The organism is Actinophytocola algeriensis (assembly GCF_014203735.1).
Classification (GTDB): Bacteria; Actinomycetota; Actinomycetes; order Mycobacteriales; family Pseudonocardiaceae; genus Actinophytocola; species Actinophytocola algeriensis.
The window spans coordinates 599,723-623,915 of sequence record NZ_JACHJQ010000003.1 but is presented as its reverse complement, the minus strand read 5'-3'; the positions used below and the strand labels follow the sequence as shown (position 1 = coordinate 623,915).

The following is a 24,193-nucleotide window of genomic DNA, read 5'->3' as shown; positions in this document are numbered from 1 at the left end:
CCTCGGGTGTGGTGCATGAGTTGGCGAGCGAGGGCGTTCGCGGCGGGGTTGCCGTGGCGGGGCGTCAGATCTGGATTACCAGTTTTCCGCGGACGCTCCTTGTTTCCAGGGCTTGGTGGGCTTCCGCGATCTTGGACAGCGAGTACACCGTGTCCACGACCGGGCGGATGGCGCCGTTGTCTGTCAGGCGGGACAGTTCGGCCAGTAGGGCCGATTTTGGGTTGCCGCTGAAGAAGTGGATTTTGCGGCGGATGAAGACCGAGGAGCCGATGAGTACGCGAGGGAGGTGAACGGGTGGTCGGTGTCGAAGGAGATCGCGACCATGCGGCCTGAGCGGGTCAAGCGGTCGCGGTAGGCGGGGAACTCCGTGCCCACTGTGTCCAGGACGACGTCGTATCGGGGTAGGTCGGCTGGGGTCGTGGTTCGGTAGTCGAGTACCTCGTGTGCGCCCAGGTCTTGCAGGGCTTCGCGGTGTTTGGGGTTCGCCAGTGCGGTTACGTGCGCGCCGTACACGCGGCCCAGTTGGACCGCGACGCTGCCTACGCCGCCGCTCGCGCCACGCACCAGTAGGCGTTCGCCCGGTTGTAGGTGGGCCTTGTCTCTCAGCGCGGTTATCGCTGTGGTGCCCGCCGCGGGCAGAGCGGCCGCCTGCACCAGGTCGACGGTTGCCGGGGCCGGGGCCAGTTGGCGAGCATCCACCGCCACGAACTCTGCTGCTGCGCCGAAGCGGCGTGGTAGTAGGCCCCATACTCGGTCGCCTGGGCGGTAGGTGCTCACGTCCGGGCCCGTTGCTGCTACCTCGCCGGTGAAGTCGACGCCCATGGGTTTCGGGAAGCCTCGGTCTATCGTCCCGGTGAGCAGGCGGACCTTGCCTGCTCGGACGTGTAGTTCGCCGCCGTTCACGCTTGTTGCGTGTACCCGGACCAGTACCTGGCCTGGGGCGGCCGTCGGCTTTGGTCGCCTGCCCTCGTACAGGACCTCGGGTGGGCCGTACCTGTCGTAGAGGGCTGCTCGCATCTCGTTCATGTCCACACCAACGTCATAAGCGGACGGGGGACTCCAGTTCTGGCTAATGTGAGAGACATGCCTGGTGGTTCGTCTCGCTTGCGTGCCGATGCTCAGCTGAACCGGGACCGGATTCTCGACGCGGCCCGGGACGCGTTCGCGGTGCGTGGGCTCGACGTGCCCATGGCCGCCATCGCCCGGCGGGCCGGGGTTGGGGTGGCGACGCTCTACCGGCGGTTCCCCACCCGGGAGTCACTGATCACCGAGGTGTTCGCCGACCAGCTTGCCGGGTGTCTGTCGCTTGTGGACGACGCGCTGGCGGACCCGGATCCGTGGCGTGGTTTCTGCTCGGCCATCGAGAAAGTCTGCGCCATGCAGGTGATCGACCGGGGGTTCAGTGCCGCTTTCCTGACCGCGTTTCCCGACGCGATCGACTTCGACAAGGCACGAACCCGCGCCGAAGAGGGCTTCGCCGCAGTGGTTCGCCGCGCGCAGGAGTCCGGCGGCCTGCGCGCTGACTTCGATCCCGCGGACCTCGCGTTGATCCTCCAGGCCAACGCCGGCATCACCGCCGACTCCCCCGCAGTCGCGCTTGCCGCGTCTCGGCGGCTCGTCGCTTATCTGCTGCAGGCGTTCCACACCAACCAGGCTGGGTCGCTGCCACCGCCCGCACCACTCGCCCTGCAGCACGCGATCGGTTGATGGCTCGGACGTGGGGCCGCGCCGCCCGCGACCCCACGTAACCGTCAACCCTTGACGCAGACCACCTGCTTCAGCTTCGCCACGATCTCGACGAGGTCCTCCTGGTTGCGGATCACCTCGTCGATGTCCTTGTAGGCGGCCGGAATCTCGTCCACCACGCCGTTGTCCTTGCGGCACTCGACGCCCGCGGTCTGGCTTGCCAGGTCCTCGGCCGTGAACTGCTTGCGTGCCTTGTTCCTGGACATCCGCCTGCCGGCACCGTGGGACGCCGACTCGAACGAGTCCGGGTTTCCCAGGCCCCGCACGATGTACGAACCCGTGCCCATCGAACCCGGGATGATGCCCATGTCACCGCGGCCTGCCCGGATGGCCCCCTTCCGCGTCACCAGCACCTCCTCGCCGAAGTGGGTCTCCTCGGCGACGTAGTTGTGGTGCGCCGAAATGGGCTGTTCGAACGTGACCTGCGGGAACTGCTTGCGCAGCACGTCGCAGATCAGCCGCAGCATCACGGACCGGTTCCGGCGCGCGTAGTCCTGCGCCCAGAAGAGGTCATGCCGGTACGCCTTCATCTCCGCCGTGTTCGCGAGGAACACCGACAGGTCCGGGTCCGGCAGCGACTCGTTGTGCGCGAGGCCCCGCGCCACCTCGATGTGGTGCTGCGCCAACAGGTTCCCGATGCCGCGGCTACCCGAGTGCAACATCACCCACACGTGACCAGCCGTGTCCAGGCAGATCTCGATGAAGTGGTTGCCGCCGCCGAGCGTGCCCATCTGGTGCAGCGCCTTGGCGGAGTTCGCCTTCACCGCGGGCGTCAGGTCCTCGAAGCCGCGCCAGAAAGTGTCCCAGTCGCGTGCGTCGCGGTCGGTGAACGCGGTCGCGCGGTGCTGGCCGAAGCCGACCGGCACCGCCCGCTCCAGCTCGGCACGCAGGCGCCGCAGGTCGGCCGGGAGGTCAGCCGCGTCGAGGGAGGTCCGGACGGCGGTCATGCCGCAGCCGATGTCCACCCCGACCGCGGCCGGGGACACGGCGTCGCGCATCGCGATCACCGAGCCGACCGTGGCGCCCTTCCCGTAGTGCACGTCCGGCATGACCGCGACGTGCTTGAAGGTCCACGGCAGCGCGGCGATGTTCTGGAGCTGCCGCATCGCCTGTTCCTCGACCGTCTCCGGCCGGGTCCACATGCGAATGTCGACGTGCTTCCCTGGAATCGTCGTAGCTGCCATGAAATCCAGAGTAGAGAACGGAACCAGCGATTTAAATCAAGTGGGCACGCTTCCAGATCGCCTTCGACGGGCCGCCGATCATGCCGACCTCGTCGAGGAACGCCACGATCTTCTCCGCCATCCACCGGCGGGACTCGTGGTGGTGCGGGTTCGCCAACGCCACCCGACGCGCCTCGCGCGGGTCGAGACCGACCGCCGCGTACGCGCCAGGGTGCACCAGGATGTCCATCACCGTCGCCCCGACCACCGCCGTCACCAGGCGGTGCAGCTCCAGCGCCGGGCGCGAGAGCTTGGACATGCCACGCACCAGTTCCTCCCGCGCGTACCGGACGTGGCGGGCCTCCTCCACCACGTGGATCCGGTTGATCATGCGGATCATCGGCTGGATGCGCTCGTCGTCGAGCATCGAGCGCTGCAGCCGGTCGGTCGTCTCCTCGACCACCAGCACCGATGCGAACATGGCGGGCCCGCCGATGATCGCGCCGAACAGCTTCGCGGGCACCCGCACCACGCGCGGCGGGCCGTAGGCAGGCAGGCCGAGCCGGGCGATGCCCTTGCCGAACATGATCGCGTGGCGGGTCTCGTCGCCGATCTCCGTGAGCGCGTAGTGCGTGTGCGGGCTGCGCGGGTCCAGGTCCGCCGCGTAGCGGGCGAGCAGCTGCATCAGCACGATCTCGGTCCACAGCCCGACGCTGGTGATGCTGCCGATCTCGTGCTTCGACAGCTCCAGCCGCTGCTCCGGCGTCAGGCGGTCCCACAGGTGCGTGCCGTAGAGCGACACCCGCTCCTCCGGCATGAACCCGAGACCGTCGACCAGCGGCGCGTTCCAGTCGACGTCCACGTCGGGGTCGTAGGAGTTACGCATGGACGAGTCGAGCAGCCGCTCAGCGGTGACGTCCCGGTCCTTGGGTTGCAGCACTCGCGCCATCGCGATCCTCCCGAAAGTACATGTTACGACAAGTAACACGCACAAAGGTGGACCGCCGCACACTCCCCTGTCAAGCTTCCGGACGCGTCAGATCTCCGATGAGTTGCACGATCTCCCTGGTCACCGGCCGCAGCAGCCGCAGCCGGGACAGGCCGATCACGCGGTCGAGCAGCGGCACCGTGCGGTCCACGAGCATCCGCGTGCGCCGGCAGTCCGGCGAGCGGTCGTGCACCCAGAACAGCACGACACCCATCTCGTACAACCAGAGCAACTCCGGCAATTCGGGCCGCAGGTCGGGGTCGACCTTTGCCGTCGACCCCTCCAGCACGCGCCGGAACAACGCGATCTGCGCGTCGCGCGCGGGGCTCGACTCGGTCGAGAACGGGCTCAGCGGGCTGTCCGGGTCGGCCGCGTTCACGAAGAACTGCCTGCCGAACTCGTGGTACGGCGCGGCCACCGAAAGCCACGCCAGCAGGACCGCGCGCAAACGTTTGGCGAAGTCCTTCTCGCTGGTCAGCACGTCCGCGCACGCCTCGTCGTGCAGCTGCGTTATCCGGTCGTAGAAGCCCTGGACCAGCTGCTCCTTCGACGAGAAGTAGTAGTACGCGTTGCCGACCGAGACCCCCGCCTCCTTGGCGATGGCCCGCATGGTCGTCTTGTCGTAGCCGTTCTCCTGGAACAACCGCAGCGCCGTCTCCACGATCAGCGTGCGAGTCGCCTCGCTCTTGGGTGTCCTGACCACCGCCGCAGGAGAATCCGCCACCCGTTCACCGTATCCCCGCGACACCGTTCACGTGGCCGTGTCAGGGTGGCCCATGCGTCTACTGCTCTTACCCGCGCTGGCGCTCGTCGCCGGTGTTCTCACCGCTCCGACCGCCCAGGCCACCGGCCACGAGTCGGTCCGCTTCGCCACCTTCAACGCCTCGCTCAACCGCGGCGCCGCCGGCCAGCTGGTCGCCGACCTCTCGACGCCGGACAACGCGCAGGCCCGCGAGGTCGCCGAGGTCATCCAGCGCAACCGCCCGGACGTGCTGCTGATCAACGAGTTCGACTACGCGCCCGCCGCCGTCGACCTCTTCCGCGACAACTACCTCGAGCGCGGCCAGAACGGCGCCCGGCCCGTCGACTACCCGTACGCGTTCATCGCGCCGTCCAACACGGGTGTGCTGACCGGCTTCGACCTGGACCGCGACGGCACCACGACCACCGGTAACGACGCGCACGGCTTCGGCCTGTTCGAGGGCCAGTACGGGATGCTCGTCCTCTCGAAGTACCCGATCGATACCAAGAACGTCCGGACCTTCCAGCACTTCCTGTGGAAGGACATGCCGAACGCGATGCTGCCGGACGACCCGGCGACCCCGGCGGCGAAGGACTGGTACTCCGCAGAAGTCCTCGACGTGCTGCGCCTGTCCTCGAAGTCGCACTGGGACGTGCCGGTGAGGATCGGCCGGGAGACCGTGCACTTCCTCGTGTCGCACCCGACGCCGCCCACGTTCGACGGCGCCGAGGACCGCAACGGCACCCGCAACCACGACGAGATCCGGTTCTGGGCGGACTACGTGACGCCGGGCAAGGGTCGCTACATCTACGACGACAAGCACCGCCGAGGTGGGCTGAACCCGAGCCAGAAGTTCGTCGTCGCGGGCGACAACAACTCCGACCCGCTCGACGGCGACAGCGTGCCGGGCTCGATCCAGCAGCTGCTGCACGCACCGCGCGTGATCGACCCGCGCCCGGGCAGCGCGGGCGGTGTGCTCGCCGCGGAGACCCAGGGCGGCGCGAACCTGACCCACCGGTCGAACCCGTACTTCGACACCGCCGACTTCAACGACAACGCGCCCGGCAACCTGCGTGCCGACTACGTGCTCCCGTCGCGTGGCCTGTGGCCGGTGCGGGCCGCGGTCTACTGGCCGACCGACGAGCTGTCCCGGCTGAACGACGCGTCGGACCACCACCTCGTGCGCGTGGACGTGCTGATCAGCAAGCGGTAACCGCCAGCACACGTCCCGTGCAGGCGTTCTGCCCTTTGGGGCAACGGTTTGGTTCCGCGGGGATCTGATTTCGCCGCCGACGTATTTGTGCCGCCTGTTCGTGCTCTCTTGAGTGAACACAACAGCCGGGGGCACAGGAGGCGCGCGATGTTGTGCACGGCAGAGCCAGAAGTCGATCTCGCCCAGCTCGAAGCCGAGCTGGCGGGTGTGACCACGCCGACGGCCATCGCTCCGGCGTGGTCACGCCCGGTGAACAGGGTGAACCTGGACGACGTGGCCGCCGCCGCGTCCGCCGGTGACCACGCGGCGACCGACGAGCTGCTCGCCTACCTGCGGCCGATCATGGTGCGGTACTGCCGCACGAAGCTGGGCCGGGTGCGCCCGATCAGCTCCGCCGACGACGTCGCGCAGGAGGTCTGCATCGCGGTCTTCCGCGCGCTGCCCACCTACCGGCACCTCGGCCGTCCTTTCCTCTCGTTCGTGTTCGGCGTCGCGGCGCACAAGGTGGCCGACGTCCACCGCGCCGCCGCCAGGGACCGTTCGCTGCCGACCGCGGAGACCCCGGACACGATCCTCGTCGACGAGAGCCCCGAGCAGATCGCGCTGCGCCGCGAGCTGGTCGAGCAGGCCGGTGACCTGCTGCGGACGCTCCTGCCGCGCCAGCGCGAGATCGTCGTGATGCGGGTCGTGATGGGCATGTCCGCGCAGGAGACCGCGGACGCCGTCGGCACGACCCCGGACGCGGTCCGCGTCGCACAGCACCGGGCGCTCAACCGGCTGCGCAAGACGGTCGCCCGCTGACGGACTTCGGCGGCGCGGGGAGTCGCAGGGGGCTTCCCGCGCCGCCGATACACACGTCACGGCCGCGTCGTCCGCCCCTCGGTCAGCGTCTTCTGACCGGTCACGTAGTGGCTCCAGACGCCGAAGTCCAGCTTGGTGCCGGGACGGGCGTAGGACTGGATGAAGTCCTGCCCGTTCCAGGTGGCGCCGAAGGTCACCTCGAACTCGGTGGTCGAGCCGCGCAGCTCCGGCGGGATGTCGCTCACCGGGATGATCTCGTGGAATCCCCAGGTGTACCGCTTCTGGTAGTCGCCGATGACCGGCTCGAGGGTGTTGTCGAGGACCGTGCCAGCGGCGGGGAGCGTGATCAGCACGCCACGCATGCCGTTCGCGAAACTGGTGTTGTAGACGAGCACCTCGGACGTGCCCGCCGGGTGGAACGTGGCGCGGCCCGAGCCCACCTGTGAGCCGGGTGGGCAGGCCTGCTCGGCCAGCTGTGCCCTGCCGCAGGTCGGGAACGCGTACGGGTTGAACCGGATCGAGTTGTCGAACAGGAACACGAACTCGCGTGGCGCGGACGGCTTCTCGCCGGTCGCCGTGCGGCGCGCGGTGTCGAACGTGAGTGAGACACCGCCGCCGAGCCGGTTGACGGTCACGTCGCCGGACTCGATGTTCTCCGGGCCCGCCACGGTGGGTTCGTAGGGCCGTTGCGGACCCAGCGGGGCGGGGTGGGCGAGGTCGTCAGCCGCCGCGGGGGTCGCCGAGAGACCGACCGCTGCCGCCACGACCGCCAGGACGAATGGGACTTTCATGCCGAACCTCCGGTGTTTTCGATGTGTGTCGAATACACCGGAGCGCCGGTAGAGTCTTCGTTAGGTGTCGAAGAGAACTGAGAGGTCTGCCAGGAATGCCGATCGGGCGGTGGGCGCCGCTTTCGCACCCGGACGTCGCATCCGTCGAGGTCGACGACCTGCTCCGGGCCCTCGCCGACCCCACGCGGCGGCAGATCGTCCGGCTGCTCCTCGCTGAGGGCGACCGGCCCTGCGGCACGTTCGGCCTGCCGGTCGCCGCCTCGACGCTCAGCCACCACTTCCGGACGTTGCGCAAGGCGGGCATCCTCCGCCAGTACGACGACGGCAGGCAGCGGATGAACACGCTGCGCCTCGACGAGCTGGACGAGCGCTTCCCCGGGCTCGTCCGCACCGTCCTCGACGCGAGTTAGCCCACCGGGTGCGGTACACGGTGCGCCACCGGCGCCTCGCTCGTGCGCGCCTTCTTCTTGGCGATCTTCTTGTTGTGGCGCCGCTCGAACCACCACGAGTCGAGCTCCACGATGACCGGGCCGAGCGCCATCACCAGCAGCAGGCCGATCGCCAGCACTGCCCCCACCCACACCAGAACCGCCTGCAGCATGTCTTCCTCCTCCGGTGAACTTCCTGGTCACAAGCTTCTCTCCGGAGACCCCGCCCGCGGATCGGTCGAACAGCCGCGCCCGCCCGGCCGACCGGTCACCGCACGGCTGGCCCGTACTGGCCGATCGGCCGACCCCGGCCCGCCGGTCGGCCGAGGCGGGGAACGCACCGCTGTCCTACGTTGACCGCATGACACCGCAACCGGTGCCACATCGCTGGCTGGCCACCTTGCTGGGCATCGCCCTGCTCCTCGACTTCACGATGATCGTCACCGGGGTGTCGGCGAGCGGGAAGTCGGTGCTGGCCATCCCGGGCGCCGCGATCTTCGCCGCGTGCGCGTGGCTGGGAGTGCACCGTCCGGCGACCGCGTCGATCGTCGGCGCGTTCACACTGACCGCGTCGTCGGTGCTGATGCGGGCGGTCGGCGTGATCACGCCGTCGATCGCGCTGTCCCACATCATGCTCACCGAGCTGATCGCCGGGACCGTGCTGGTCGTGCTGGTGGTGTGGCGGACGACGCCGCTGGTCGCGTTCGCCTGCACGACCGCGCTCGTGGTGTCGTGCCTCGCGTCGATCGTCCTGCGGCAGCGGTACTGCGAGTACTACTGCGACCCGTACGAGAACTCGTTCACCGTGCTCATCACCCCGTCCGACGTGCTGCAGTCACTGCTGCTGGGGTTCATGCTGCTGGTCGCGGCCGTCAGCACCGGCCTGTACCTGCGCCGCACGGCCAAGCAGCGGGTCGAGACCGAGATGGGTGCGCTGGTCCGCAAGCAGTGGCCGCTCGGCGCCGCGCTCAGCGCGCTCGCGCTGATCGAGCTGTCCGAGAGCGGCATCGACGGCATGGTCGCCATCGCCGGCGCGGTCGGGGCGAGCGTGTGCGCGTTCTTCGGCCCGAAGTACCCGCTGCGGAACACGTGGCTCGCGGCGGGCGTGCAACTGTTCGCCGCGCTGGTCTCCGCGATGTACGGCGGCAACAACGGCCCACCGCTGTCGTTCACCGGTCTCGCCGCGAGCATGGCGCTGATCGCCTACGTCGTGCGTTTCGTGGCACCGAAGCAGGCCGCGTGGGCGACGGCCGGGCTGTCGCTCGCGTTCGTGCTGGCGGCGTCGGTGCGGTACCGCAGCGCGATCACCGACGCGAACATGGTGCTGATCCTGCTGTTCCTGCTGCTCGTGTCGGTCGCGGCAGGCGTGTACTTCCGCGCGCGGGACCGGGAGCGGAACCAGACGGTGAAGGCCGCGGTGACGTCCGCGCAGCAGGGCGAGCGGATGGCGCTGGCCCGCGAGCTGCACGACGTGGTCGCGCACCACGTCACCGGCATCGTCGTGCAGGCGCAGGCCGCGATCATGGTCGCCGAGAAGAACCCCGAGGTCGCGGTGCCCGCGCTGGAGAAGATCGAACGCAGCGGCACCGAGGCGCTGAAGGCGATGCGCACGCTGGTGGGCAGCCTCCGCGACGGCACGGCCGCGTGGACCGCGGGCAACACCGACATGGCCGAGCAGGCCACGACCGACCTGGCGGGCGACCTCGCCGGGCTCGCCGAGAACTTCGCGGGCCCGCCGGTCGAGCTGGAGCTGGACCTGCCGGGCGAGCTGCCGCACGAGGTCGGCCGGTCGGTGCTGCGGCTGGTGCAGGAGTCGCTGACGAACGTCGGCAAGCACGCACCGGACGCGACGTCCGTGCGGGTGCTGGTGGCCGCGACGACGAGCGACACCCTGCACATCCGGGTGACCGACGACGGTTCGCAGCGCCCGGTGCACCCGGCCGGCGGGTCGGGCGGTTACGGTCTGGTCGGCATGCGTGAGCGGGTCGAGCTACTCGGGGGCCGGTTCGACGCGGGGCCGAGCGGATACGTCGGCTGGAGCGTCGAGGCGTGGCTGCCGCTGCGGAAAGAGGGAACGTGATCCGGGTACTGATCGCAGACGATCAGGAAATGGTGCGCGCGGGTTTCCGGATGATCCTGGAGACGCAGGACGACATCGAGGTGGTGGCGGACGTCGCCGACGGGGTGTCGGCGGTGCGGCGGGCACGGGAGCTGAGGCCGGACGTCTGCTTGCTGGACATTCGCATGCCGGGCATGGACGGCCTCGAGGTGACCAAGTCGCTCGCCGGTCCTGGCGTGCCGGACCCGCTGAAGGTCGTCGTGGTCACCACTTTCGACCTCGACGAGTACGTCCACACCGCGTTGTCCAACGGCGCCAACGGTTTCCTGCTGAAGGACGCGGGCCCGGCGCTGTTGCTGGAAGCGGTCCGCGCGGCAGACCGCGGTGACGCACTGGTGTCGCCGCAGATCACCGTGCGCCTGCTGAAGCACTTCTCGACGGCGAACGCGACCGCGCCGGCCGAGCAGACGACGGAGCCGCTGACCGAGCGGGAGCTGGACGTCGTGCAGGCCGCGGCGCGCGGGCTCACCAACACCGAGATCGGCACCGAGCTGTACCTGTCGCTCTCCACGGTGAAGACGCACCTCGCCGCGGTGCAGGCCAAGATCGGGGCCCGCAACCGCGTCGAGGTGGCCGCGTGGGCGTGGCGCACCGGGCTGATGACCGGCGGCGGGAACTAGGCGCCGCCCGTACCGCTCTGCACCGTGGCGACGGTCAGCTGGTTGCCGGGCGGAGTGCCCGCGCAGCCGGTGCCCGCGTTGGGCAGGAACATCGAGTCGTAGTCGTGCGGCGGGTACACCCGCAGCCCGCGCACCTCGGTCGGCTTGCAGACGGCCGGGTCGAAGTTGGCGACCTGCACGAACCCGACGTCCGCGAAGGCGCTGCCGCCCGGCTTCAGCGTGACGGCCGGCCCTTTCTTGCCGGTGCGGTAGGCAGCGGGCCCGACCTGGTGCCCGTCATCACCGGCGACGTACGAGACGCCGGGGAAGCCCTGCATCGTGCAGGTGCGGCTGCCCTTGTTGGTGAAGACGAGGTTCCGGTAGGCGGTGCCCGCCGCGGCGTCACCGCCGCCGAGGCTCAGCTTGAGGTCGGCGACCTTGCACTCGGTGCTGCTGGTTCCGCTGTCGCTGCCCACACTCGGCGGCGGCTGTTCCGCCTGCGCCGTGCTGGGCGCGGTCGAACTGGGTGGCGGCGTGGTCGTCGCCTGCTGGGACGTGCTCTGCGGGATGGCCGGCACGTCCGGATCTCCCGGACTGGCCGTTCCCCCACTGTTGCAGGCGGCGAGCAGCAGCAACGCTCCGCCGATCATGACGCCCGCACCGATCCTGTTTCGCAGCATGGTCATCGCCTCCACCTGGCCCCGACACCACTGGACGCATCTACTGACTTCCACTTACAAGGACGTTCGGCCGCGTTCAGGGTTGCTTCCCACCAGAACTACCCCTCTTTGGGGAAGAAAAAACGACATTTGTGCACGGACAGTGAGAAATCGTCACTCGCGTTCGGTCGACCAGGGCAAACCCGGCCGAAGCGAGAACCGGGAGCGCACGTCCGGTGGCGGCGACGGGTTTCCCACCGGGCGTCGCGGTCGTCCCGGCGGAACGCATCGCCGACCGGAACGCAGTCGCTGCCCGCGTCCGCGGCCAACGTCGGCATCGCGCTGGGGTCGCTCGCGGGCGGCACCGCCATCGCCGGCTTCACGACCGCGGCCGGTCACCGAACCCCGCCCCGGCGCACTGACAGCGCGCGCCTTTCACAGCAACCAAAGCACATCCCGGCCCCCCGCGAACGCGGTCTCGCCCGCACGGGCAAGCGAAAGCGGGGCAAAGCTCAAGCACCCCAGAGACCTGCCCGTCCGGCGAGGACAAACCACACCACCGAAACAACGCATCAGGCCCCATGCCCCGAAAGCGCCTTTCGAGGCATCAGGCCGTTGGTGTCAGCGGATTTTCACGTCTCGTGGGCGTGGAGCGGCGTGGGCCGTCAACGCGCGGATGATCTTGTCGCGCTTGCGGCGGGTGTCGGTGTAGGAGCGGGGGCGTTGGATCAGCACCGCGTCGGTCAGGGCGTAGCGGGTCCACACCTTGGCCACGCTGCGGCCGTGGCGGTCGGGGAGATCGGAGATCGCCACGTGGACGACGTTGCGAGCGCGGATGTGTTTCGTGCGCAGGCCGTTGTCGGTGAACTCGACTTCCCACAGCACACCGCGGGCCGCGGTCGCGGCGGTCAGCAGGGCCCGGGAGCGGCTGCAAGCCAGCTCCACGGAGAAGTCCCTGTCCAGCTCGCGGGTGCGCCGCTTCCCCATCCCGAACCTCGTGACGAAAACCAGAACGACGACAGCGCCCGACGCGATCAGAAACGTGTTCATGATGCCTGCACCTCCTGCCCCTCATACCGTCCGACCAGGAACGACGGCATGGTGCTGCGGCAGGTCGACCCGGCAGCGCCGACGGGTCATCAGGTCATCCGAAGCACCTCTCACCGTTTCCGGTTCGTTACGAATCCTTCTGCGTGCCTAGCAATTCCCATTAGCGCCGAGCACCGGGCATCCGTCAAGTATTTCGGCGAAACTGGTCTATCGGAGGAAAATTTTCTGCTTGACCTCGACCTAGGTGGAGCGGTCACCGTGTACTCATGGATCTCGACACCGCAGACCGGTACCTCGACAGGATCGGCGCACGGCGGCCCGGCGTGCCGGACGCCGCCGCGCTCCGCGAGCTGCACCGCAGGCACGTCGAGGCGGTGCCCTTCGAGAACCTGTCGATCGTGCTCGGGGAGCCGGTCGCGCTCGACGAGGACTCGCTCGTCGACAAGATCGTCCACCGGCGGCGCGGCGGGTTCTGTTACGAGCTCAACGGGGCGTTCGCCGCGTTGCTCGCCGCCATCGGGTACGACGTGCGCCTCCTCGCCGCCTCCGTGTTCGGGGAGGACGGCACGCTCACGCCCGCCTTCGACCACCTCGCGCTCCTCGTCGAGCTGGACGAGCGGTACCTCGTCGACGTCGGGTTCGGCGCGCACACCACCTACCCGCTGCGGCGGGACTGGCCCGAGGCGCAGGAGGACCCCGCCGGCTCGTTCCTCGTCGTCGACGCACCGGGCGGGGACGTCGACGTGCTCCAGGACGGCGTGCCGCAGTACCGGGCCGAGCCGAGGGCACGCAGGATCACCGACTTCGCGCGCTTCGCCTGGTGGCACGCGAGCTCGCCCGAGTCGCACTTCCGCTCCGGGCCACGGTGTTCACGCGCCACCGGGTCAGGGCGCGTCACGATCCGCGGCGACCGTCTCATCGAGACAGTCCACGGCGAACGGACCGAGACGACACTCGCCACCGACGAGGAAATCCTTGCCGCGTACGAGAAACACTTCAGGTTCCGAGCGGAGCTTGCGGAGCGAGTGTCGGCGCTGCGGCCGCGCGTGCCTACTTGCTAGCCACCCTCCGGTACTTCGCCACCGACAGCGGCACGAACACCGCCAGGATCACGATCGACGACAACAGCGCGTAGAGCACCGCGTTGTCCGCGGGCCAGCCCGGCGGCGGCGCCATGCCCGGTGGTGCCTCGTTGCCGAACAGGTCACGCACCGACTGGATCACCGCCGTGAACGGGTTCCACTCCGCCACCACGCGCAGCGGCCCCGGCATCGTGCCCGCGCCGACGAACGCCGACGAGATGAACGACAGCGGGAACAACCACATCAGGCCCGCGCTCTGCGCCACCTCGACGCTCGGCGCCGACAGCCCGATCAGCGCGCCGATCCACGACATCGCGAAGCCGAACAGCAACAGCAGCAGGTACGCCAGCACCGCGTCGAGGAAGCTGCCGCGGATCCGCCAGCCCACCAGCAGACCGCACAGCGACATGATCAGCAGCGCCAGCGCCGACACGACGAGGTCGGACGTCGTGCGGCCCAGCAGCACCGCGAGCCGGGACATGGGTAACGACCGGAACCGGTCGATGATGCCCTTCTGCAGGTCGTTGCACAGGCCGATCACGGTGAACGCCGAGTTGAACGAGATCGTCTGCACGAAGATGCCCGCGATCAGGAACTCGCGGTACTGCCCGCCGCCGAGCGCACCGCCGAACACGTACGCGAACAGCAGCACGAACATGATCGGCTGGATCACCGCGGCGAACAGCCAGTCGGCGTTGCGGCGGACGTTGAGCAGGTTGCGCCACGCGACGATGCCGCTGTCACGCAGGCCCTGGGTCAGCACGGTCATGCGGTCTCCTCCGTCGCGTGGCCGGTGAGCGACAGGAACACGTCGTCGAGCGTGGGCCGGTGCAGTCCGACGTCGAGGACGGTCACGTTCTCCACGTCCAGTCTGCGCAACGCCTCCACCAGCGACTTCGGCCCGGCGTCGACCAGCACCTGCACCCGCTTGCCGTGCCGGTCGACGGTCGGTTCCGCCGAGCCGACCTCGGCGAGCACCCTGGTCGTCGCCTCCACCTCGGACTCCTCCGCGACCACGATCTCCAGCCGCTCGCCGCCGACCTCGGCCTTCAGCTGGTCGGCGGTGCCGCTCGCGATGACCTTGCCGTGGTCGATCACGAGGATCGTGTCGGCCAGCTGGTCGGCTTCTTCCAGGTACTGCGTGGTCAGCAGCACCGTTGCGCCGTCGGCCACCAGCTCGCCGATGACCTCCCACGTGTCGAGCCGCCCGCGCGGGTCGAGGCCGGTGGTCGGCTCGTCGAGCAGCACGACCTGCGGCTCGGCCACCAGCGCGCCCGCGAGGTCGAGGCGCCGCCGCATGCCGCCGGAGTACGTCTTCGACGGGCGCGCCGCCGCGTCCGTCAGCCGGAACCGGTTGATCAGCTCGGTGGCGCGGGTGCGGGCGTCCGGCTTGTTCATGCCGTAGAGCCGCCCGACCATGTACAGGTTCTCGAAGCCGGTCAGGTTCTCGTCGACGGCCGCGTACTGGCCGGAGAGACCGATCGACCTGCGCACCTTGTCCGGCTCGGCCAGCACGTCGTGCCCGGCCACCCACGCGCGGCCGGAGTCGGGACGTAAGAGGGTGGTCAGGATGCGGACCGCGGTGGTCTTCCCCGCGCCGTTCGGTCCGAGCAGGCCCAGAACGGTCCCGGTCGGTATCTCGAGATCGATACCGTCGAGCGCGCGGGTGGACCCGAAGGTCTTCACCAGCGCTTCCGCCCGGACGGCGGTGTCGGTAGGCATGCGGTCCCCCGGTTCGTCGGTGTGCCGCCGCGCACTGTAGACCGGAGCACCGACAATTTCGCTCCGTTTATGCCGCGAGGAGAAGGTGAGGGGCTCAGCGCGGACGCCTAACCGGTGCGGCCCTGCTGGACCTTCGTGACCCAGCTCGCGGCTGCGGCGTAGTCCGCGTCGGCGTTGTCGGTGCCCGCGAGGGTCGGTGTGCCGTCGGCCTTCGGGTAGGAGCCCAGGAAGCGGACCTCGTGGCAGCGGCGGTGCAGCGCGGCGAGCGCGTCGGCGATCCGCTGCTCCGCCACGTGCCCGTCGAAGTCCAGGTAGAAGCGGTACTCGCCGAGGCGGCCCTTCATCGGGCGGGACTCGATGCGGCTCAGGTTGATGCCACGCAGCGCCAGCTCGGTGAGCATCTCGGCGAGCACGCCGGTGCGCTGGTAGGCGGCGACGGCCACGATCGACGTGCGGTCCGAGCCGGTCGGCGCCGGGAGCGCGCCGGGGCGCTGGAGCAGGAGGAAGCGGGTGACCGCGTCGTCGACGTCCGCGATGCCGGTCTCCAGCACCTCGAGGTCGTAGTGGTCGGCGGCGACGGGCGCGGTGATCGCGGCGCCGCACTGGCCGTCGAGCACGCCGACCGCGGCGGCGGCCGTTGAGGTCGCCGCGAGCTGGGTGGCGTGGCTGAGGTGTTTCGCGAGCCAGCCCTGGACCTGCGCGAGCGCGTGCGGGTGGCTCGCCACGGACGTGATGTCGCCCAGCTCCGTGCCGGGCTTCGCGAGCAGCGAGAACCTGACCGGCAGCACGATCTCGGCGATCGCGACCAGCGGCTCGTCGACGGCGAGGGCGTCCATGGTGGCCGACACCGCGCCCTCGACCGAGTTCTCCACCGGCACGCACGCGAGGTCGGCGTGGCCGTGCCGGACCGCGGCGAGCGCCTCGGGCACGGTCGCCTCCGGCACGAGCGTGTGGTCCGGGCGGTTCGCCGCGAGCGCGGCCTGCTCGGAGAAGGTCCCCTGCGGTCCGAAGTACGCGATGCTCGCCACGACGCCACCCTAACCCCGCAGCTCTGCGTTGCCGCTGCGCCCGATCGGGTGCACCGAGACTTAACCTGGACGGTGCTGCCAGTTACCAGATAGCGGTTACGCGCGGTGCCTTCCAGTGCCATGCTGAAACCCGTGACCGCCGCCGAAGAGGCTTCGCAAGCGGGTACCGGGACGAAGGAACCGCTTCGACTTGTCCTGTGCGCTGTCGAAGACGCCCTGGCAGGGGCGTGGGAGTCGGCCGCGGACGGGCGGCGCGAGGTGTACACGCACCGTGGCTCCACGCTGGACGTGCCTGCCGACGCGGTGGTGAGCCCGGCTAACTCGTACGGGTGGATGCGCGGCGGCATCGACGCGGTGTACGCGAGCACGTTCCCGGCGATCGAACAGCACGTGCGCAGCGCTGTGCTGGCCTACCACGGCGGTGAGCTCCCGGTCGGCCAGGCGGTGATCGTGCCGACCGACCTGGCGGCACCCGCGTGGCTGATCAGCGCGCCGACGATGCGGGAGCCGGGTGAGCGCCTGCCGCAGGACACGGTGCACCCGTACCTCGCGGCACGCGCGGTGTTCCGGATGTGGCGCGAGGGCAGGCTCGAAGACGGCAGACCGGTGCGCTCGGTGGTGTCGACCATCGCCATGCCGGGCCTGGGCACCGGGATCGGCGGCGTGCCGCCCGAGGTGTGCGCCAGGCAGGTCATGGCCGCGTGGGACGAGGTGTTCGCCCCACGCACGCCCGGTCAGTGACGGACCGCGTCCACACCGGGCAGGAGTGCCAGTGCTGTGTCCACCAACAGTTGCCGGGTCCTGCGGCGGGGTCCGGCCAAGCCGACGGTGATCGTCGTACCGGGGTGGGCTGGTATGCCGTGAAAGGCGCCATTCCGGAGACCTGCCCCTCCGGCGAGGAGCCGCCGGAGGCAAAGCCCGTCCGGCGACGACACCCGCTGCCGAGGCGGCCAGTGCTCGGCGGAACACGCGCGTAGGCGGGTCAGGGCTGCCAGCGCCAGCACGAGCAGGGACCGGCGCTTCAACGTCCGGCTCGAATTCCAGGATTGGTCAACTGCTGAGAAAAGGAACCTCTCGCGGCTCCCTTTTTATGGCAATTCCACAGTCAATGCCATGGTCAGTTCCAGCTCGTCCCGGATGGGAATGTCGTCCTCGCCGAGTTCGGGGATTTCCGGTTTGCTTCTTCTGGCCTCGGTGACGGCCCCCGGGCGCAGCGCGGACAGGTGGAAGCCCGCGCGCTGGTAGAAGCGCAGCGCCCTGGTGTTGTCGTTGGTGGTGGTCACGGCGATCCGGCGGACCCCGTTCGTCCGGCAGTGCTCGACCAGTTCCGCCAGCAGGGCCGCCCCGACACCGCCACCCGCGAACGCGTTGATCGTCACCAGCTCGGCCACCTCGCCGCGAACGAGGTACGTGAGCAGTCCCACGACCTCGCCGTCCGACTCCGCGACCCATCCGGGCAGCTCCGAGGCGTCGACCACGCCGCCGAGGGACAGGGCCACGACCTGCGTCGCTCCCCATTCGCGCACGAGGACCGGGGTGACCACGGGCTTGTCGGCCGGGGTGAGCGGCCGGAGCGTGTAGTGCGTCACAGTGCTCACGGTGCCACGAACACCTAACGTTTGTTGACGTGGCGGTGAAGACCCGCGACCTCAGCCCGTACGTGGAGCTGCGTCGCGACCAGTGGCGAGGGCTGCGACGCGCCACGCCCCTGACTCTCACCCTCGACGAGCTGGTCAGCCTCCGCGGGCTCGGCGACCCCGTGGACCTCGACGAGGTCGTCGACGTCTACCTGCCGCTGTCGCGCCTGATCAGCCTGCGGGTCGCCGCCCACCAGCGGCTGTACGCGGACACCACGTCGTTCCTCGGCGAGACCGCGCAGCAGGTGCCGTTCGTGATCGGGATCGCGGGCAGCGTCGCCGTCGGCAAGTCGACCACCGCGCGGCTACTGCGGACACTGCTGGCGCGCTGGCCGGATCACCCACACGTGGACCTCGTGACCACCGACGGTTTCTTGTGGCCGAAGGCGGACCTGATCCGGCGCGGCATGATGAGCCGCAAGGGGTTCCCCGAGAGCTACGACCGGCGCAGCCTGCTGCGGTTCGTGTCGGACGTGAAGTCCGGCGCGCCCGAGGTGCACGCGCCGGTGTACTCGCACCTCGCGTACGACATCGTGCCCGATGAGGCGCAGGTCGTGCGCAAGCCGGACATCCTCATCATCGAGGGCCTGAACGTGCTGCTGCCCGGGCAGGGACTGACCGTGGCGGACCTGTTCGACTTCTCGATCTACGTCGACGCGCACACCGAGGACATCGCGCGCTGGTACGTGGAGCGGTTCCTCACGTTGCGCGACACGGCGTTCGCCGACCCGGACTCGCACTTCCACCACTACGCCGGGCTGACCGACGACGAGGCGCGTGCCGAGGCGGCGAAGCTGTGGCAGAAGATCAACGAGCCGAACCTGGTGCGGAACATCCTGCCGACGCGGCCGAGGGCCTCGCTGGTGTTGCGGAAGGACGCCGACCACCGGATCTCCCGAGTGCGACTACGCAAACTCTGACCAGCGCCCGCGCGGAGCGAGCCAATCCAGCGCGCAGGCCCGCCGGCGTCTGGACTGAGCGAGCAGCGCAGGGAGCTCGGCCACGAGCGAGTGAGCAGCGCAGGGAGGAAGACGCCGGATTGAGGGCCTGCGCACAGCGCGGAGCTGGCGGCCGGCGTCGACCACGACCCGATCCCCGCGGACCTCGCGGAGGACGGCATCGACGAGCTGCTGACGTGCTTCCTCGCGTACACGCCGCAGGAGTACCCGGACGAGCTCGGTGAGCACCTCGGCGAGTGCGACGGGCGGACCGTGCAGATCGCGACCGAGGGCGCGGGCCGGCAGGTTCAGCTCGGTCCGGCCGAGGTCACGGTGGTGCGTGGCGAGTCCGACCCGGAGGCAGGCGTGTTCGGGAGCCGGGCGCGGTGCTGCGGTGGATGTGGGGGCGCGCGGGTGACGGCGCGGTCCAGCTGGACGGCAACCGGTGGGTGATCGGGAAGCTGCGGGCGATGCTGGAGGTCGTCGCGCAGTAGCACGCAATAGTCTGACGGCATGGCCGTGAGGGTGGCGCTCGTCGACGACCACGAGGTGGTGCGGCGCGGGCTGCGTGACCTGCTCGGCGGCGAGCCCGGCATCGAGGTGGTGGCCGAGGCCGGGAGCGTCGAGGAGGCGCTGGCACGCGTCGGTGCGACGTTGCCGGACGTCGTGGTGGTCGACATGCGCCTGCCGGACGGCGACGGGGTGCAGCTGTGCCGTGCGCTGCGGCAGCTGGCCCCGCCGCCGCGGTGCCTGGTGCTGACCGCGTTCGACGACGAGCGCGCGCTGGTCGAGGCGATCATGGCGGGCGCGTCCGGGTACCTGCTGAAGCAGGTGCGCGGGCAGGAGCTGGTCGACGCGGTGCGGGAGGTCGCGGCCGGGCGGTCGCTGCTGGACCCGGTGACGACGGCACGCGTGCTGGACCGCATGCGCAAGGACGCGGAGACCGACGACCTGGCCGCGCTCACCGAGCGGGAGCGGGCGGTGCTGGAGCTGATGGGCGAGGGCCTGTCGAACCGGCAGATCGCGGAACGGCTGTTCCTGGCGGAGAAGACCGTCAAGAACTACGTGACGTCGGTGCTCGCGAAGCTCGGCATGGAGCGGCGGACGCAGGCGGTGGCGTGGATCGCGCGCCGCCCGCACCGCTGATCACCACTCGCGCCACTTGTCGGTGATCTCGTACTGGCCGAGACCTCGGCGCGCGGCCAGGGCCGCCACATCGATCCCGGCCTCGGTGAGGGTGCCGTCGATGTAGGCGCAGAGCAGCTCACGTTCGTCGGTCTCGTACCCGATCTCGTCGTGCTCCTCGTTCACGGCGTTCAGTGCGAGTACGACGTTCTCGACTGCCGAGAACACGTCGTCGTCGGACGGCGCCTCGAAGTCGGCCACCTCGACCTCGAACTCGGCGAGCACCTCGTCGGTGCGCAGGATCAGGGACTCGGGGTACAGGTCGGCGAGGTCCGGGTCCTCCGCCACGTCCGCACGCCACACCTCAGTGGGTCTGTCAGCCATGTGCGAAGGCTAGGACGTAGACCTGCGGGGTGTTCTCCGGGTACGGGCCGTCGAGGTCGGGTTCGCGGAGCAGCTGTGCCTGCACGGTGAAGCCGTTGTCGCGCAACAGGTCTGCCATGCGGGCGGGTTCGCGGTGGTGGAAGGTCAGCGCCACCTCGTGGCCGCCTGCCCTGGTGCGGTGCTCGGTGCCGGTGCCGGACTGGAACGCCAGCTGCAGGTGGCCGCCGGGGCGCAGGACGCGGCGGAACTCCGCCAGCGCCGCGGGGAGGTGGTCGTCGGGGACATGGATGGTCGAGTACCAGGCCACCACGCCGCCGAGCACGTGGTCGTCGATCGGCAGCGCGGTCATCGTGGCCTCGGTGAAGCGCAGGTGCGGGTACGTGCGGCGGGCGGCGGTCAGCATGCCCGGCGACAGGTCGACGCCCGAGATCTCGACGCCGAGGTCGTGGAGGTGGGCGGTGATGCGGCCCGTGCCGCAGCCGACGTCCGCGACCGGGCCGCGCACCACCTCGGCGAACACGGCCAGCACCGCACGGTCGACCGGTTTGGCCGCCAGCTCGTCCTGGATCCAGGTCGCGTAGTCGTCGGCCGTGGTGTCGTAGGAACGCCTTGTGTCATCCAGGAAATCCGCCACGGGCCACGGTAACGCGACTGCGGGCGGCCCCGGGTGGGACCGCCCGCAGTGCTTCGGCCGCGTCAGGCGGGTGCGACAGCCGCCTCAACGGGCCGGGACCGCAGGCCCGCCCAGGTGGACACCAGGGTCGAGCCGAAGGCGAGCAGTGCCGCCGCGCCGACCACGCTCAGGTACACCTCGATCGGGCCCTTCGGCAGGATCGAGCCGTCCGTGACCAGCGTGAACGGCATCAGCGTCATGCCGGCGACCAGCGTGCCGAGCGCCACGCCGATGACCGTGGCCATGCCTGCCTCGACCATCATCATGCGCAGCACCTGCCCGCGCGTGGAGCCGGTCAGGCGCTGCAGGCCGAACTCGCGGCGCCGCGCGCCGGTCGACATGACCAGGCTGTTCACCACCGAGATCGCGGTGTAGGCGATGATCATCCCGGCCATCAGGTAGTTGATCCACGCGCCGAGTTCCTGGTCCTTCGCGAACCCCGACACGAGCGCGTCGCGGTCCACCACCGACAGGCCGGGGTGTTCGGCCACCACCGACCCCAGCGCGGCGGTCACCGCGGCCGGGTCGTCCGTGCGGATCACGATCTGCGACGGCAGGCCCTCGGTCGTGTGCTCGGCGACCAGCGACGCGGGCATCAGCAGCATCTCGAAGCCCTCCTTCGCCGGGTACAGCGCGACGATCTCCACCGGCACCTCGGCGCGGTCGCCCATCGCGACGGTGATCGTGTCGCCGACGGCCTTGCCCAGCGTCGCCGCGTGTTCGGCAGGCAGCGCCACCGTGTTGCCGGTCAGGTCCGCGAGCGAACCCGACGACGGGGTGACCGCGGTCGTCTCGGCGGCGGCCGGGCCGGTGACACCCTGCACCGGCCAGCCGTCCTCGGACAGCGACGAGTCGTAGGGCTTCGCCACGAACACCGTGCTCGTCGCGAACTCGGACGCGGCGCGCACGCCGGGCACCGACCGGACCTCGTCGACCACACCGGACGGGATGCCGCCGGTCGCGGAGGTCAGCACCAGGTCGGCCCGCAGGTTGTCCGTGAACGCCGCGTTGGCGACCTCCACCGACGTGGTCTGCAGGTAGATGTTCGCCGTGGCCATGCCGGTGGCCAGCATGATCGGCGTGACCACGGCCGCCACCCGCACCGCGCGGGTCTTCGTCGACAGCGTCGCCAGGTAACCGGCGGTCCCGGCGAACGCCCGCACCGGCCACCGCAGCACCGCCAGGAGGACCTTCGTGACGCCCGGCGACACCAGCGCCAGCGCGATCGCCCACAGCATCACCGAGGGGCCTGCCGTGCTCGCCGCGATCGGGCCGGTCATCACCGCGACCGTCACGATGAACAGCGCGATCCCGCCGCCGAACGCGAGCACCGCCAGCACGACCCGCACCCACGACAGCCACTTCCGCTGGATCGCGGCGTCCGCGAGTGCCTCGGTCGGCCGGGTCTTCGCGGCCTTGCGACCGGCGATCAGCGCACCGAAGAACGACCCGAGCAGCACCGCGCCGGACGCCACGACCATTGGGAGCCAGCCGGACGAGTGGACCATCGCCGTGGGCACGATCCCGTTGTCCGCCAGCCGGTCGAACAGCCACTCGCCGAACAGGCCGCCGAGCAGCAGCCCGGCACCGGCCGCGAACACCGCCATGAACAGCGCCTCGCCGATCACCATGCGCCGCAGCTGGCCCGGTGTGGTGCCGACCGCCCGCAGCAGGGCCAGCTCGCGCTGCCGCTGCTGGATCGACAGGCCCAGCGTCGTGGACACCACGAACAGCATGACCATCGTCGCGAGGCCACCGAACACCGCGGACAGCACGATCAGGTTCTCGCTCGCCTTCTCGGCGTCGGCGAACTCGGCGAGCCCGCGCTCCTCCCCGGCGAGCAGGGTCGCGTTCCGGCCGGGCAGCAGCTTGCCGATCGCGTCGGACACCGCGGCCTGGTCGGCGCCCGGTGACGTGTGCACGCCGATCAGGTCGACCGTGCCCGCATGCCCGGCAAGGGCGGCGACCTGGTCGTCGGCGAAGTACACGGCGTCCTCCGGCACGAGGCCGGACACCGTGAACGTCTCCGCGCTCCCCCGCACGACCAGCTCGACCCGCTCACCGACGGTCGTGCCTGCCCCCTGGCCGAGCACGACCTCCCCCGTCGCGGGTGCCTCCCCCGACACCAGCGACACCGGTGTCAGCGACGCCGACCCCCATCCGTACGCGTCCACCCGTTGCTGGCCCGCCAGCACCGGTACCGACACCTCTCCCACCGCGGCCGCCACCCCCGGCACCCGCGACACCTCGCCGACCAGCTCGTCCGACAGCCGCACGCGTTCCGGCAGGAACGCGGCCTCGCTGTCCTCCTCCGGGTCGGCCGGGTTCTCCTTCGGCAGCGCCCACGTCTGGCTGCCGGTCACCACGTACTGCGCGGCCGCGAGCCGCTGGGGCGGGATGTCGCCCCGGATGCCCGTCTCCATCAGCCCGGCGCAGGCGAGCACCAGCACGGCGCCGAACGTCATCGCGAGGAACGTCGCGACGAACGCGCCCTTGCGGAACCGCAGTGTCCGCAACGCGATCCGCAACATCACCGCACCCCCGCGGACTCGGCCCACGCGCCGAGGTGCGTCATGCGCTCGGCGACGGCCTCGGCGGTCGGGCGGTTCAGCTCACCGACGAGCTTGCCGTCGGCGAGGAACACGACCCGGTCGGCGTAGGACGCGGCGACCGGGTCGTGGGTCACCATGACAACGGTCTGACCGACCTGGTCGACCGACGCGCGCAGCAGGTTCAGCACCTCGCGGGCGGTGCGGGTGTCGAGGGCGCCGGTGGGCTCGTCGGCGAACATGACGGCCGGGCGGGTGATCAGCGCGCGGGCGATCGCGACGCGCTGCTGCTGGCCGCCGGACAGCTCGCCGGGCAGGTGCTTGCGGCGCTCGGCGAGCCCGACCTGCGCCAGCACGCGGTCGACGACCTCGGCCTTGACGCGCTTGCCCGCCAGGCGCAGCGGCAGCGTCACGTTGTCCTGCACGGAGAACGCGGGCAGCAGGTTGAAGGCCTGGAAGACGAACCCGACGCGGTCGCGCCGCAGCTTGGTCAGGTCGACCTCGGAGAGCTTCGACAGTTCTTCGTCCTCGAGCATGACGGACCCGCTGGTGGGGCGGTCCAGTCCGGCGGCACAGTGCAGGAACGTGCTCTTGCCGGAGCCGGACGGGCCCATCACCGCCGTGAAGGTGGCCCTGGGGAAGCCGATGGTGACGCCGTCGAGCGCGGTCACGGCGTTGCGCCTGCCGCCGTAGGTCTTCCGCACGTCGGTAAGCCGCACCACGTCGGGGCTCATGGTGTTCTCCTTCTCTTGTCGC

The 24,193-nt window shown here is 70.1% G+C and carries 27 protein-coding genes; 10 read left to right on the top strand and 17 right to left on the bottom strand.

Annotated features, from left to right (window positions below; genetic code table 11):
* Window positions 1-64 precede the first annotated feature (64 nt).
* Window positions 65-187: a zinc-binding dehydrogenase gene (locus tag FHR82_RS47410; RefSeq protein WP_311771139.1), complete on the bottom strand. Its 123-nt coding sequence runs from the start codon at window positions 185-187 to the stop codon at window positions 65-67.
* Window positions 184-1,026 (bottom strand): NAD(P)-dependent alcohol dehydrogenase, encoded by an 843-nt coding sequence (locus FHR82_RS15285; RefSeq protein ID WP_311771093.1) that lies wholly within the window; start codon window positions 1,024-1,026, stop codon window positions 184-186. The genes FHR82_RS47410 and FHR82_RS15285 overlap by 4 nt, the downstream gene beginning before the upstream one ends.
* A 78-nt stretch (window positions 1,027-1,104) precedes the next feature.
* On the opposite strand from FHR82_RS15285, the gene FHR82_RS15280 reads away from it, so the two are divergent.
* Window positions 1,105-1,707, top strand: coding sequence for a TetR/AcrR family transcriptional regulator (locus FHR82_RS15280; RefSeq protein ID WP_225944022.1), 603 nt, complete (start codon window positions 1,105-1,107; stop codon window positions 1,705-1,707).
* A 44-nt stretch (window positions 1,708-1,751) separates the two neighbouring features.
* Here FHR82_RS15280 and FHR82_RS15275 read toward each other — a convergent pair whose 3' ends face one another.
* The 3 genes from FHR82_RS15275 to FHR82_RS15265 all read right to left on the bottom strand — a co-directional run bounded on the left by FHR82_RS15275 (window position 1,752) and on the right by FHR82_RS15265 (window position 4,621).
* Window positions 1,752-2,930 (bottom strand): RtcB family protein, encoded by a 1,179-nt coding sequence (locus FHR82_RS15275; protein WP_184811034.1) that lies wholly within the window; start codon window positions 2,928-2,930, stop codon window positions 1,752-1,754.
* A gap of 31 nt (window positions 2,931-2,961) precedes the next feature.
* On the bottom strand, window positions 2,962-3,858 hold the full coding sequence (locus tag FHR82_RS15270; protein WP_184811033.1) for an AurF N-oxygenase family protein: 897 nt from the start codon (window positions 3,856-3,858) through the stop codon (window positions 2,962-2,964).
* A 70-nt stretch (window positions 3,859-3,928) separates the two neighbouring features.
* Entirely contained in the window at window positions 3,929-4,621 is a 693-nt protein-coding gene (locus FHR82_RS15265; protein ID WP_311771092.1) for a TetR/AcrR family transcriptional regulator, read from the bottom strand.
* A 52-nt stretch (window positions 4,622-4,673) separates the two neighbouring features.
* Here FHR82_RS15265 and FHR82_RS15260 point away from each other — a divergent pair, with 52 nt between their 5' ends.
* The gene (locus FHR82_RS15260; RefSeq protein ID WP_184811032.1) at window positions 4,674-5,852 is read left to right on the top strand and encodes an endonuclease/exonuclease/phosphatase family protein; all 1,179 of its coding nucleotides are present in this window, start codon (window positions 4,674-4,676) and stop codon (window positions 5,850-5,852) included.
* Between the two features lie 147 nt (window positions 5,853-5,999).
* Window positions 6,000-6,653, top strand: a complete 654-nt coding sequence (shbA, locus tag FHR82_RS15255; protein WP_184811031.1) for an RNA polymerase sigma factor ShbA — start codon at window positions 6,000-6,002, stop codon at window positions 6,651-6,653.
* Window positions 6,654-6,709: 56 nt separating this feature from the next.
* Here shbA and FHR82_RS15250 read toward each other — a convergent pair whose 3' ends face one another.
* Entirely contained in the window at window positions 6,710-7,444 is a 735-nt protein-coding gene (locus FHR82_RS15250) for a hypothetical protein (RefSeq protein WP_184811030.1), read from the bottom strand.
* Between the two features lie 95 nt (window positions 7,445-7,539).
* On the opposite strand from FHR82_RS15250, the gene FHR82_RS15245 reads away from it, so the two are divergent.
* Window positions 7,540-7,854, top strand: a complete 315-nt coding sequence (locus tag FHR82_RS15245) for an ArsR/SmtB family transcription factor (RefSeq protein ID WP_184811029.1) — start codon at window positions 7,540-7,542, stop codon at window positions 7,852-7,854.
* On the opposite strand, the gene FHR82_RS15240 is transcribed toward FHR82_RS15245, so the two are convergent.
* On the bottom strand, window positions 7,851-8,045 hold the full coding sequence (locus FHR82_RS15240) for a hypothetical protein (RefSeq protein ID WP_184811028.1): 195 nt from the start codon (window positions 8,043-8,045) through the stop codon (window positions 7,851-7,853). The genes FHR82_RS15245 and FHR82_RS15240 overlap by 4 nt on opposite strands.
* Before the next feature lie 188 nt (window positions 8,046-8,233).
* Here FHR82_RS15240 and FHR82_RS15235 point away from each other — a divergent pair, with 188 nt between their 5' ends.
* Together FHR82_RS15235 and FHR82_RS15230 are read left to right on the top strand one after the other, a co-directional pair.
* Window positions 8,234-9,952 carry a sensor histidine kinase gene (locus FHR82_RS15235; RefSeq protein ID WP_184811027.1) on the top strand — a complete coding sequence of 573 codons (1,719 nt, stop codon included), beginning with the start codon at window positions 8,234-8,236 and terminating at the stop codon, window positions 9,950-9,952.
* Window positions 9,949-10,611 (top strand): response regulator, encoded by a 663-nt coding sequence (locus FHR82_RS15230; RefSeq protein ID WP_184811026.1) that lies wholly within the window; start codon window positions 9,949-9,951, stop codon window positions 10,609-10,611. Before FHR82_RS15235 ends, FHR82_RS15230 begins: the two co-directional genes overlap by 4 nt.
* Here FHR82_RS15230 and FHR82_RS15225 read toward each other — a convergent pair.
* Both FHR82_RS15225 and FHR82_RS15220 read right to left on the bottom strand, forming a co-directional pair.
* Entirely contained in the window at window positions 10,608-11,276 is a 669-nt protein-coding gene (locus FHR82_RS15225; RefSeq protein WP_184811025.1) for a DUF4232 domain-containing protein, read from the bottom strand. The two genes, FHR82_RS15230 and FHR82_RS15225, sit on opposite strands and share 4 nt — an antisense overlap.
* A gap of 594 nt (window positions 11,277-11,870) precedes the next feature.
* On the bottom strand, window positions 11,871-12,299 hold the full coding sequence (locus tag FHR82_RS15220; protein ID WP_184811024.1) for a hypothetical protein: 429 nt from the start codon (window positions 12,297-12,299) through the stop codon (window positions 11,871-11,873).
* A 266-nt stretch (window positions 12,300-12,565) separates the two neighbouring features.
* Here FHR82_RS15220 and FHR82_RS15215 point away from each other — a divergent pair, with 266 nt between their 5' ends.
* On the top strand, window positions 12,566-13,360 hold the full coding sequence (locus tag FHR82_RS15215) for an arylamine N-acetyltransferase family protein (protein WP_184811023.1): 795 nt from the start codon (window positions 12,566-12,568) through the stop codon (window positions 13,358-13,360).
* Here FHR82_RS15215 and FHR82_RS15210 read toward each other — a convergent pair.
* From FHR82_RS15210 to pheA, 3 genes are all read right to left on the bottom strand, one after another.
* Entirely contained in the window at window positions 13,350-14,150 is an 801-nt protein-coding gene (locus tag FHR82_RS15210) for an ABC transporter permease (protein ID WP_184811022.1), read from the bottom strand. The genes FHR82_RS15215 and FHR82_RS15210 overlap by 11 nt on opposite strands.
* Window positions 14,147-15,103, bottom strand: a complete 957-nt coding sequence (locus FHR82_RS15205; RefSeq protein WP_184811021.1) for an ATP-binding cassette domain-containing protein — start codon at window positions 15,101-15,103, stop codon at window positions 14,147-14,149. Before FHR82_RS15205 ends, FHR82_RS15210 begins: the two co-directional genes overlap by 4 nt.
* Window positions 15,104-15,210: 107 nt before the next feature.
* Window positions 15,211-16,131, bottom strand: coding sequence for a prephenate dehydratase (gene pheA, locus FHR82_RS15200; protein WP_184811020.1), 921 nt, complete (start codon window positions 16,129-16,131; stop codon window positions 15,211-15,213).
* A gap of 120 nt (window positions 16,132-16,251) precedes the next feature.
* On the opposite strand from pheA, the gene FHR82_RS15195 reads away from it, so the two are divergent.
* Complete coding sequence (locus FHR82_RS15195) at window positions 16,252-16,872, top strand: macro domain-containing protein (RefSeq protein ID WP_184811019.1); 621 nt, start codon at window positions 16,252-16,254, stop codon at window positions 16,870-16,872.
* A 347-nt stretch (window positions 16,873-17,219) separates the two neighbouring features.
* Here FHR82_RS15195 and FHR82_RS15190 read toward each other — a convergent pair whose 3' ends face one another.
* Complete coding sequence (locus FHR82_RS15190; RefSeq protein ID WP_311771090.1) at window positions 17,220-17,729, bottom strand: GNAT family N-acetyltransferase; 510 nt, start codon at window positions 17,727-17,729, stop codon at window positions 17,220-17,222.
* A 35-nt stretch (window positions 17,730-17,764) separates the two neighbouring features.
* Between FHR82_RS15190 and coaA the strand changes: the two genes are divergently transcribed.
* Window positions 17,765-18,688: a type I pantothenate kinase gene (gene coaA / locus FHR82_RS15185; protein WP_376706422.1), complete on the top strand. Its 924-nt coding sequence runs from the start codon at window positions 17,765-17,767 to the stop codon at window positions 18,686-18,688.
* A gap of 531 nt (window positions 18,689-19,219) precedes the next feature.
* On the top strand, window positions 19,220-19,852 hold the full coding sequence (locus FHR82_RS15180) for a response regulator (RefSeq protein WP_184811017.1): 633 nt from the start codon (window positions 19,220-19,222) through the stop codon (window positions 19,850-19,852).
* On the opposite strand, the gene FHR82_RS15175 is transcribed toward FHR82_RS15180, so the two are convergent.
* The 4 genes from FHR82_RS15175 to FHR82_RS15160 form a co-directional block, all read right to left on the bottom strand.
* On the bottom strand, window positions 19,853-20,215 hold the full coding sequence (locus tag FHR82_RS15175; protein ID WP_184811016.1) for a hypothetical protein: 363 nt from the start codon (window positions 20,213-20,215) through the stop codon (window positions 19,853-19,855).
* Window positions 20,208-20,849 carry a class I SAM-dependent methyltransferase gene (locus FHR82_RS15170; RefSeq protein ID WP_184811015.1) on the bottom strand — a complete coding sequence of 214 codons (642 nt, stop codon included), beginning with the start codon at window positions 20,847-20,849 and terminating at the stop codon, window positions 20,208-20,210. The genes FHR82_RS15175 and FHR82_RS15170 overlap by 8 nt, the downstream gene beginning before the upstream one ends.
* A 62-nt stretch (window positions 20,850-20,911) precedes the next feature.
* Window positions 20,912-23,419: an ABC transporter permease gene (locus tag FHR82_RS15165; protein WP_184811014.1), complete on the bottom strand. Its 2,508-nt coding sequence runs from the start codon at window positions 23,417-23,419 to the stop codon at window positions 20,912-20,914.
* On the bottom strand, window positions 23,419-24,171 hold the full coding sequence (locus FHR82_RS15160; protein ID WP_184811013.1) for an ABC transporter ATP-binding protein: 753 nt from the start codon (window positions 24,169-24,171) through the stop codon (window positions 23,419-23,421). The genes FHR82_RS15165 and FHR82_RS15160 overlap by 1 nt, the downstream gene beginning before the upstream one ends.
* Window positions 24,172-24,193 lie beyond the last annotated feature (22 nt).